At 67.4% G+C, this 10,106-nt stretch carries 8 protein-coding genes; 5 read left to right on the top strand and 3 right to left on the bottom strand.

Going from position 1 to position 10,106, the window contains the following annotated elements:
• Together ACFE7D_RS12765 and ACFE7D_RS12760 are read left to right on the top strand one after the other, a co-directional pair.
• Nucleotides 1–363 (top strand): formyltransferase family protein (locus ACFE7D_RS12765; protein ID WP_375395798.1); only part of this gene is annotated, 363 nt, incomplete at its 5' end.
• Nucleotides 364–368: 5 nt separating this feature from the next.
• Nucleotides 369–1,262 carry a bifunctional 5,10-methylenetetrahydrofolate dehydrogenase/5,10-methenyltetrahydrofolate cyclohydrolase gene (locus ACFE7D_RS12760; protein ID WP_375395797.1) on the top strand — a complete coding sequence of 298 codons (894 nt, stop codon included), beginning with the start codon at nt 369–371 and terminating at the stop codon, nt 1,260–1,262.
• Between the two features lie 98 nt (nt 1,263–1,360).
• Here the strand turns inward: ACFE7D_RS12760 and ACFE7D_RS12755 are convergent, their stop codons facing one another.
• From ACFE7D_RS12755 to ACFE7D_RS12745, 3 genes are all read right to left on the bottom strand, one after another.
• Nucleotides 1,361–2,914 carry a class I adenylate-forming enzyme family protein gene (locus tag ACFE7D_RS12755; protein ID WP_375395796.1) on the bottom strand — a complete coding sequence of 518 codons (1,554 nt, stop codon included), beginning with the start codon at nt 2,912–2,914 and terminating at the stop codon, nt 1,361–1,363.
• A gap of 346 nt (nt 2,915–3,260) precedes the next feature.
• On the bottom strand, nt 3,261–4,622 hold the full coding sequence (locus tag ACFE7D_RS12750; RefSeq protein WP_375395795.1) for a sensor histidine kinase: 1,362 nt from the start codon (nt 4,620–4,622) through the stop codon (nt 3,261–3,263).
• Nucleotides 4,619–5,290 (bottom strand): response regulator transcription factor, encoded by a 672-nt coding sequence (locus ACFE7D_RS12745; RefSeq protein ID WP_375395794.1) that lies wholly within the window; start codon nt 5,288–5,290, stop codon nt 4,619–4,621. The genes ACFE7D_RS12750 and ACFE7D_RS12745 overlap by 4 nt, the downstream gene beginning before the upstream one ends.
• A gap of 130 nt (nt 5,291–5,420) precedes the next feature.
• Between ACFE7D_RS12745 and ACFE7D_RS12740 the strand changes: the two genes are divergently transcribed.
• The 3 genes from ACFE7D_RS12740 to ACFE7D_RS12730 all read left to right on the top strand — a co-directional run.
• Nucleotides 5,421–7,040, top strand: coding sequence for an efflux transporter outer membrane subunit (locus ACFE7D_RS12740; protein ID WP_375395793.1), 1,620 nt, complete (start codon nt 5,421–5,423; stop codon nt 7,038–7,040).
• A 5-nt stretch (nt 7,041–7,045) separates the two neighbouring features.
• A complete protein-coding gene (locus ACFE7D_RS12735) occupies nt 7,046–8,203 on the top strand; it encodes an efflux RND transporter periplasmic adaptor subunit (RefSeq protein ID WP_375395792.1) in 1,158 nt (385 codons plus the stop codon).
• On the top strand, nt 8,200–10,106 hold a 1,907-nt coding region (locus tag ACFE7D_RS12730), incomplete at its 3' end, for an efflux RND transporter permease subunit (RefSeq protein ID WP_375395791.1). The genes ACFE7D_RS12735 and ACFE7D_RS12730, both read left to right, overlap by 4 nt.

Raw genomic sequence — 10,106 nt, 5'->3', positions numbered from 1 at the left:
CTGATCGTCCTGGCCCGGTACATGCAGATCCTGTCCGACGATCTGTCGGCTTATCTTTCCGGTCGGTGCATCAACATCCATCACAGCTTCCTGCCGGGCTTCAAGGGCGCGAAGCCTTATCACCAGGCGCATGCGCGCGGCGTCAAGATGATCGGTGCGACCGGTCACTACGTCACTGCCGATCTCGACGAGGGACCGATCATTGCCCAGGATGTCGAGCCGATCAGCCACGCCGATACTCCCGAGGACCTGGTCCGCAAGGGTCGCGACATCGAACGGCGGGTGCTGGCGGCAGCGGTCACCTATCATCTGGAGGACCGGGTGCTGCTGAATGGTTCGCGCACCATCGTGTTTCGCAACTGACCGGCATGGCCGCGATCATCGATGGGACCGCGCTGGCCCGAAACCTGTCGCGCGACACCGCCGCGTCGATTGCCGAACTCGTCGCCGCGCACGGGATCGTGCCCGGCCTGGCGGTGGTTCTGGTCGGCGAAGATCCCGCCAGCCAGGTCTATGTCGCCCGCAAGGTCGCCGAGACGACGCGAGTCGGCATGCGCTCGATCGAGCATCGCCTGGATGCGGCGACCAACGAAGCCGATCTGCTGGCGCTGATCGCCGCCCTCAACGCCGACGAAGCCATTCACGGCATCCTGGTGCAATTGCCGCTGCCACCGCAGATCGATGCCATCCGCGTGCTCGACGCCATCGATCCGGCCAAGGATGTCGATGGCTTCCATCCCGTCAATGTCGGTCGGCTATCGACCGGCACCGGGGGGCTGGTGCCCTGCACGCCGCTGGGCTGCATGAAATTGCTCGATACCGTCATCACCGATTATCGCGGGCTCGCGGCAGTGGTGATCGGCAAGTCCAATATCGTCGGCAAGCCGGTGGCGATGCTGCTGCTCGAACGCGAATGCACCGTCACCGTAACCCATATCGCCACCCGTGGCCTGCCCGACATTGTCCGCAGCGCCGACATCGTCGTCGCTGCCGCCGGCAGCCCGCGCCTGGTACGCGGCGACTGGGTGAAGGCGGGCGCGGTCGTGATCGATGTCGGCATCACCCGGGTCGAGGGACCGGACGGTCGCAAGCGGCTGGTGGGCGATGTCGCGTTCGACGAAATCGGCCACGCGCGTGCCGTCACACCGGTTCCCGGCGGCGTCGGCCCGATGACCATCGCCTGCCTGCTCGCCAATACCGCCCACGCGGCGTGGCGCTCGGCCAAAGGCGGAACCGGTCAGCGCAACCTGGGGGAAAGGTGACGCCGATCCTGGCTGGAGCATGATGCGCACTGGGCGACGACTCTAAGCGGTCCGGATGTCGTCCACCGCGAATCCCCGGTCGTAATCAGCACCTGCGCTCACGCGGCTTCCCCGCCGGGAGATGGCTTCTGCGCCATCGCCGCGAGCTGCTTCCTGAGGACCTTGCCGGTGCTGCTCGCGGGCAGGACGTCGAGCAGGATGATTTCCTGCGGCCGCTTGTAGGGAGCCAGCAGCTGCTCGACGAATGCCGCCAGGTCTGCCGCCGATAGAGTAGCGCCGGCGCGCGGCTGGACGAAGGCGACGACCTCTTCGTTCCCCTCGACCGTCCTGCCCACCACTGCGCTTTGAACGACGTCCTTATGCGCGTTGAGCGCGCTTTCCACATCGGCGGGATAGACGTTGAACCCGGAACGGATGATCAGCTCCTTGGCCCGGCCGACGATGAACAGGGCGCCGTCCCCGTCTTGCCGGGCGAGATCTCCGGTTTTCAGCCAGCCATCGGCGGTTATGGCGGCTGCGGTGCCGGCCGGGTCGCGATAATAACCGGCGCACACCCCCGGCCCCCGAACCCAGAGCTCGCCCACCGCATCGGCGCCCAGGTCGCCATCGGGCCCGGCGATGCGGACCTCGATACCCGGCAGGGGATAACCGATGCTGTCGTCCTGCCGCCTCTCGCCCAGCCTGGTCTGCGCGACGGTAGGCGACGTCTCGGTCAAGCCATAGCCATTGCCGAGCGGCAGGCCGAACGCTGCCTCGATCCGGGCTTTCCAGCCGAGATCGAGTGGCGACCCCCCCGAGGAAATAGAACGGAGCGCCGGCGCCCGCACGGTCGCCACCGCGCCGAGGGTCGACAGGATGTGGGCGTACATCGCCGGCACGCCCTGGAAATCGGTCACGCCGCTGGCAAGGGCGTCGACCACCTTCCCGGCGTCGAACCGGTTCGCCAGCCACACCGCCCCGCCGGCGTGGAACGTGCCGAGCAATGTCGAGGAAAGTCCGAAGATATGGCTGAGCGGAAGGACCAGATAAGAGAGATCCCGCGCGCTCATCTCGCGCAGATCGCCGCTTGTCCGCGCGACGAACAGGACGCTGCGCTGCGTGAGCATGACCCCCTTGGGAGTTCCGGTGGTGCCGGATGTGTAGATCAGCACGACGATCCGGTCCGCATCCTCCCCCGCGACCGGCTCGGGCGGCGTCGCCACCGCCGGGGCAAACGCCACTGCGTCCCAGGTCCAGACCGTGGCCTCGCGCGCCGTGAAGCGCAGAGCATGCGCCTGTGCGTTCGCGGACGCCGCGCTCAGAAAGACGACCAGCTGCGGGACGCAATGCGATACGATCGCCTCGATCTCCTCGGTCGTGAGACGCGCGTTGAGTGGCACGGCCCAGGCACCGATCCGGCTGCACGCCATCAGGAAGGCAATGGCGGCGACGGAATTTTCAATGACCAGGGCGACCCGGTGGCCCGGCCCCACTCCGGCCAGGATCAGTTCGGCTCGTGCCTCGTCGACCAGCCTGTCGAGATCTGCCCAGGACAGGCGGCGACCGTCATGGTCGACCGCCGCGAGCGAATCCGGGGCGCGGGCCCGCCAGTACGAGACCATCTCGTCGATGCGGCCGAACACCGGCGTCTCGTCCGCCGCGCGCTCAGACATGGGGACGATGGAAGGGAATTGCGCCGCGCAAGTAAAGACAGGAAAGCCCGGCGTCGGTCGAGCCGCCAGCGCATGCGATGAACAGCATCCGTTCGCGAGCGCATGCCGGCGACACCTCCTTGCAACCTGCCCCGATGACGCCGGAGAGCCCGAGTATCCGTACCAACTATTCTCTCCCCATGATTGACCGCGTTTGGCCGCTGTTCACCGCTTCCGCCCATCACCTCACATCCGGTAGCTGCGTCAAGATCGATTGCTATTGTCGATATAATCGCGGCCGGGCGCGCAATCACCAAATTTCTCCGCTAAAGTTCGAAAGCATCTCGAAGTGGCGGGCATGCCGCCATCAGCGCGGCGCTTCATGTTCCGGAATCTCGAGAATAAAGGAAGCCCCCTCACCGGCCCGTTCCTCGATATAGACCTGGCCATGATGGATCCGGGCAGTCTCACGAACGGCAGCCAGCCCCAGGCCAGAGCCGAGCGGCCCCTCCGTCTTTCGCCAGAACGGCTCGAAGACCGCTTCGCGATCGGCCATATCGACCCCGGGCCCATGGTCGCGGACCCTTATCGAGGCACCGGGGCATACCGACACCTCGACAGTCTTGCCCAAAGGTTCGACCTTGAGTGCGTTGTCGATCAATGCGGCAATGGCGCCTCCGAGCGCCTGCGCGTCACCTAGCACCCAGATCACCGGCGCCCGCGACGACAGGCCAAGCGAGCGGCCCCCGCTGATCGCGACGGGTGCCCAGTCCGCGACGACGCCGCGGGTGAGCGCCACCAGCTCCAGCGGGCGGAGGGGAATCTCGCGCCCTTCCAGCCGGGCGATCGCCAGGAGCTGGTCGATCAGCAGCGCAAGACGCCGGACGTCGCGGATCAGCGCCGAACGCAATTGCGTGTCCGCCGGCAAGGTTTCGACCCGCGCCTGCAGGACCGTGACGGGCGTGCGCAGCTCATGGGCAGCGTTCGCCGTAAACAGACGCTGCCGGGTCCACCCTTCCGAAAGCCGGTCCAGCGCATCATTGACAGCATTTACCAGGGGCTGGAATTCAGTCGGCAGCCGGTCGGTCGGGAGACGGTGATCAAGCGCGCGGATATCGATCAGGGACGCGGCGCCAGCCGCGCGCCGGATCGGTCGCAATGTGCGCCTGAGCACGAACGGCACCCCCAGCAGCACGCCGAGGAACACGGGGCCGTAAGCCGGCAGGACCGCCGGCAGGAAGGTCGCCAGGAACGTCACAAGGTTGTCGGCGTGAAACTCGTCGCCGGAGATCGCCAATATCACATAGCCGAATCGGGAGGTGCGGGTGCTGATGAACACCCCGTCCCCGGGTCGACCGGGCCGAACCGTCTCGATGGCATCTTCCTTGCGCGGCGTGAACCTGCCCGTCTTTTGCAGCAGGTCGGCCATTTCCACGGATGAGCCCGCCATTATCCGGCCATCGACCGTTTTCGCGGCATAACCGAAAAAGGGGCGGGTAGCGGCATAGGCTCGCAATGCCGCGGTCGGCATCACCCGAAGCACCCCGTCCCGGTCCGCCCGGATCGACGCCACCACGAGCGTGCGCGCCGTCTTGTCGCTGATCGATCGGTAGGTCGTGAACGGGGAGATGATCGGAAAGGCAATCATCGCGACGACGATACAGGCGCTCTGGACCACCATGAAGGCGAGGATCAGCTGAAAGGCGAGCGATCGCGTCGGCCTTGTCATGCGCGGTCCAGCATGTATCCGACGCCGCGAACGGGATGGATGGCGACGCCCGCATCGGCGTCCGAAAGCCGACCGCGGAGCCGGGAGACATGGGCGTCGAGCGTGTTGGACTGAATGTCGTCGTCGAACCCATAGACTTCCTCTATCAACGTCTCGCGCAGGACGACCCGGCCCTTTCGCCGGATCAGGCTTTCGAGTACCGACAGCTCGCGCCGCTTGAGGATCAGTGGCTGGTCCCTGACCAGCACTTCCCGGCTATCAGCATCGAACATGAGCTTGCCGCAGGTGATCGGCGGTTGCCGCAACGTGCCGGTCTTGCGCAACGCCGCCCGTATCCTGGCCAGCAGCTCCGCAAGATCGAGCGGCTTGGTCAGATAGTCGTCCGCACCGGCGTCCAGCCCCCGCACGACTTCGGGCGACCGATCGAGCGCCGAGAGGATGATCACCGGGGTACCGGGCTGGCGCGCCCGCGCCTCGCGCAACAGGCCAAGGCCCTCGCCATCGGGAAGGCGCCGGTCGAGGAGCACGAGTGCATAGCGCCCGACGCCGAGCGCGGCTTCGGCATCGAGATAGCAATCGACCGTGTCGACCGTGAACCCGGCGCGGCCTACTTCTGCCGCGACGATCGAAGCGATCTCCGGTTCATCCTCGACCAATAGAACCCGCACATCTATCTCCCCGTCCCCGCCGCAATAGCGGCCGAACATTGCGCCAGCCTGACGGGATCTTGCGATCCACAGGCCGATATTTTCAAGGGCCCGTCAGGTTGCGGCAATCTCCGTCTGCGAATCGGCCGGCATGAGCTTGCCTCCACCGCCTACACCGAAACGGCAGACCGCCCCAATTGTCACCGTCGCATGCCGTGTACAAAGGCGTCCCGCTTCGCGCATCGACGCCACGGCAAGGCACTGTCCAGCGGCCCTGTTCCATGCGCTTGCCGGTCTGACCCTTCTCACTGGCTGCACACTGCAACCCGGCTATCAGCGCCCGGCACTGTCGCTGCCGGTTAGCTGGGATAATGGATCCCTCGCCGATGCGGCATCGTCCGCCGAGGCGCCGACCGGGCGCGGCGCATGGTGGACCGGGCTGCACGACACCGCGCTCGACACGCTGGTCGCCGACGCGCTTGCATCCAACCCGACGCTTGCAGAGGCAGCCGCCCGTGTCGATCAGGCGCGCGCCGCGCTTGCATCGGACCGGGCTCAGGCAATCCCTCGCGCCGATCTCGAAGCGGACGCCGCCCGTGCCCAGAGCGGCACCACCAGCCTGGCGGGCACCCGCGTCGTTCGCTCGAGCTCTGCAACGGCCGGACCACGCCTCTCCTGGGAGGTCGACCTTTGGGGCCGCCTTCGCGAGACCGCCCGGGCGTCCGACAACCGGCTTGCCGCTCGCACCGCCGATGCGAAGGATGCCCGCCTGTCGATCGCCGCGCAGGTGGCCGATGGGGTGCTGCTCCTGAAGGCCTGCACCTATTCGCTGGGTGTGCGCGACAGCGAGATCGCCTCGCGCACGGTCGAGCTTGCAGTAACCCGAAAACGCCTTGCGTTCGGCAACATCGCCCCGGTCGATGTCGCCAATGCCGAAGGCAACCTCGCTGCCGCACGAACGGACCGCATCGCCCTCAGGGAGCAGTGCCTGCACGATACCGACGGGCTGGTGGCGCTCACCGGTCGCCGGTCCGGGGACATCGAGACTCTCCTGTTCGTGCGAGGCGGTGTCTCGACCGATTCAAACGGCGGTGCGCCTATTGTCGCAACAACCATGTCGGCGCCCCCGCCCTTCGTGCCGGCGTTGCCGGCGTGCGTTCTCCTCGCGCATCCGAGTGTTGTCGCGAGCGAGCGCGAGGCAGCCGCGCGCTGGTCCGAGATCGGCGTTGCCCGCGCCGAGCGGCTTCCACGGCTGGACCTGGCCGCCGTTTTGTCCGGCAACTGGCTCGGCGCGCTCGGATCTTCGACGACCTTCGCCAGCTGGTCCGCTGGCCCAAGCCTCTCGGGCGCGCTGTTCGACGGCGGCGCCGGCTCAGCCAAGGTCCGTCTCGCACAGGCGCGTTACCGCGAGGCGGTCGCTACGCTCGAGGTGACGCTGCGCAGCGCCGCGCAAGACATCGAGGATGCCCTGGCGGCGCAGCAGTCGGCAACGCTGCGCGAGGAGACATCGCGACAGTCGGTGTCGGCCGCCCGCTTCACGCTTGAGGCCAATGAGGCCCGCTGGAGAGCCGGCGCGATCAGCCTGTTCGAACTGGAAGATTCGCGGCGCCTGCTCAGGACGGCCCAGGACAGCGCAATAGCCGCCGCCCGCGACCGCGCACGTGCCTGGGTCGAACTTGTCCGACGATCGGGCTCCGCCTTCGATGGCGATGACCCGCGCGCGACCGCCTGCGGCACCCCGGCGATCCGCCGTGCGGCGAGCCTCGAATGACTTTCATGCAAAGCCCGCTCGGCCTCGATCGGCCCGACAGCGCGCTGCTCCGGCCATCCGGCACCGGCCGCGGTTCTTTGCGCCGGGTCCGGTACGGGGCGCTCGCGATCGCCATCATTGGCGCCACCGGCTTGTTGTTCCTCTATCTGCCCGGACACCCGCCCCCGCGCCCGGCATTGGCGGCACCTGCCCTCACCGTCACCACCGCAGCGCCGCACGTAGCAACCTGGGCCACCACCGTCTCCGCCACCGGCGGAATTTTCCCATGGCAGGAGGCAAGCGCCGGAACCCAGATCGGCAGCTATCAGATCATCGATGTCCAGGCGAATGTGGGCGACCAGGTGCGCAAGGGCCAGGTTCTTGCGCGCCTCAATCCGGCGCTGCTCCAGGCGGAAGAGGCCCAATTGGTCGCCGGTCACGATCAGGCCGAGGCCAACCGGCAGCGCGCACTCTCACTCCAGGGCAGCGGCGGCATCAGCGACCAGGACGTGCTGCAACTGGTTACCCAGGCGAAGACCTCGGCGGCGCAGCTCGCGGCCAAAAGGCTCCAGCTGCGCTACACGACAGTGACCGCCCCTGACGACGGCGTGGTCAGCGCGCGAACCGCGGCCCTGGGCGCCGTGGTCCCCGCCGGTCAGGAACTCTTCCGGATCATCCGTCACAATCGGCTCGAATGGCGCGGCGAACTCACTGCCGCGCAGATCGCCTCGATCGCCCCCGGGCAGCCGATCTCGTTGACGCTGCCCGACGGGAGCCAGACCCTGGCGAGAACACGGATCACCGGCCCGGCGCTCGACGGACAGTCGCGGCTGGGCCTCGTCTATGCCGACATCGTTCCCGGCGGCCGGGCGCGGGCCGGGATGTACGCGAGTGGCCGGATTTCGATCGGCCAAAGACCGGCGCTCGCGGTCCCGGCCGCCAGCGTGGTCGTACGCGACGGCCGAAGTTACGTCTTCAGGCTCGTCGATGGGTCGGGCGCTTCTTCGCCGGTCAGGGCGCAGGCGGTCACGGTCGGACGTCGCCTGGGAGACGAGGTCGAAATCGTCGAGGGACTGAGCGGCGCCGAAAAACTCGTCGTCGAGGGTGCGGGCTTCCTCGGCGACGGCGATGTCGTGCGCATCCAGGCCAGCCAGCCAGGCCAGTCGGGCGCGGCAAGGCCATGACAAGCGCAACCTGGTCGATCCGCAATCCGATCCCCGCCACCCTCCTGTTCGTGCTCCTCAGTGTCGCGGGAATCTGGGGTTTCATCGGCCTGCCGGTCCAGAATCTTCCCGATCTCGAGCTGCCGACGGTCACCATCACGATGAACGAGCCCGGTGCCGCACCAGCCCAGCTCGAGACCGACGTCGCCCGCAAGGTCGAGGACTCGCTGGCGACGGTTACCGGCCTGCGCCACATCAGGACGACGATCGGCGATGGCGTGGTGTTGATGCGCGTCGAATTCGCGCTGGAAAAGCCGCTCTCGGATGCGGTGATCGACACCAAGAACGCAGTCGACCGAATCCGCTCGGACCTGCCCACCGCCCTGCTGGAGCCCGCGGTCAGTCCCGCAGCGTTCGGATCGAGCCCGACTCTGGTCTATTCGGCCAGGTCCGGCCGCATGGACGAAGAGGCACTTTCCTGGTTCGTCGACGACACGGTGGCCAAGGCCGTGCTCGCCGTCCCCGGTGTCGACCGCATCGAGCGCCTGGGCGGCGTGCGGCGCGAGGTGCGCGTGGACGTCGATCCGGTGCGGCTCGCCTCGCTCGGCGTCACCGCGGGCGACGTCTCGCGCGCGCTGCGGCAGGTCCAGCAGCAATCCTCGGGCGGTCGCGGGCAACTGGGCGGCGCGGAGCAGTCGATCCGGACCACCGCGCTGGTCGCCCAGGCCTCGGACCTCGGCGCCCTGCCCATCGTGCTCGGCGATGCCCGGCAGGTTCGGCTGGACCAGTTGGCGACGGTTCGCGACGCGGTTGAGGAACGTACGCAGGCGGCGCTGTTCGACGGACGACCGGCGCTGGGATTCAACATCTACCGCGCCAAGGGCTTCGACGAGACCCAGGTGGCGGTCGGCGTAAAAAAGGCGCTCGACCGGCTCGGCGCGACCACCCCGGGTCTTGCCTTCACGCCGATTTCCGGGTCGGTCGACTATACGCAGCAGCAATATCGCGGCTCGATGGACATGCTCTATGGCGGCTCGATCCTCGCGATCATCGTCGTCTGGCTGTTCCTGCGCGACTGGCGCGCGACGTTCGTCGCCGCCACGGCCTTGCCCTTGTCGATTCTCCCGGCGTTCGCCGCGATGCGGTGGATGGGCTATTCGCTGAACACGCTGACCTTGCTCGCCCTGTCGGTGGTCGTCGGCATCCTGGTCGATGACGCGATTGTCGAGATCGAGAATATCGAGCGCCACCGCCGCATGGGCAAGTCGGCCCGGGCGGCAACCGAGGCCGCTGTCGTCGAGATCGCACTTGCGGTCACGGCAACCACGATGAGTTTGATCGCCGTCTTCCTGCCGACCGCGCTGATGACCGGCGTACCCGGTCTCCTTTTCCGGCAATTCGGGTGGACCGCCGTGATCGCGGTGTTCGCGTCGCTCCTGGTGGCGCGCCTGCTGACCCCGTTGATGGCCGTCCGGCTGCTGCGGTCGACCCCGCCGGCCGAGGCGCCGGACGGTCGTCTCATGTCGCTTTATCTGGTCTCGATCAGATGGTGTCTCGGCCATCCCGGCCCGACCATGGCCGCGACCGCGCTCTTCATGGCATTGTCGCTTTCGCTGCTCCCGCTCCTGCCCACCGGCTTCATGCCGGCCTCGGACCGGGGAACTTCCAACGTTTCCGTCGAGCTGCCCCCCGGAAGTTCACTGCCGAGTACGCTTCGTGCGGCTGAAGCAGCCCGGCGATCGCTTGCCGGCGTGCCGGGCATCAAGAGCGTGTTCACGACCGTCGGGCAGTCGGGGGAGCCCGGACAGAAACTGGGCGAGGTCCGCCAGGCTTCGCTTATCGTGACACTTCTGCCGCGGGGCGAGCGTGCCGGTCAGGCCGTGATCGATCCCCTATCTCTTTGCTATACCTCAGGGCAAGGCTT

Source organism: uncultured Sphingomonas sp. (assembly GCF_964244235.1).
Taxonomy (GTDB): domain Bacteria; phylum Pseudomonadota; class Alphaproteobacteria; order Sphingomonadales; family Sphingomonadaceae; genus Sphingomonas.
This window is presented reverse-complemented; position numbering and strand designations above follow the sequence as displayed.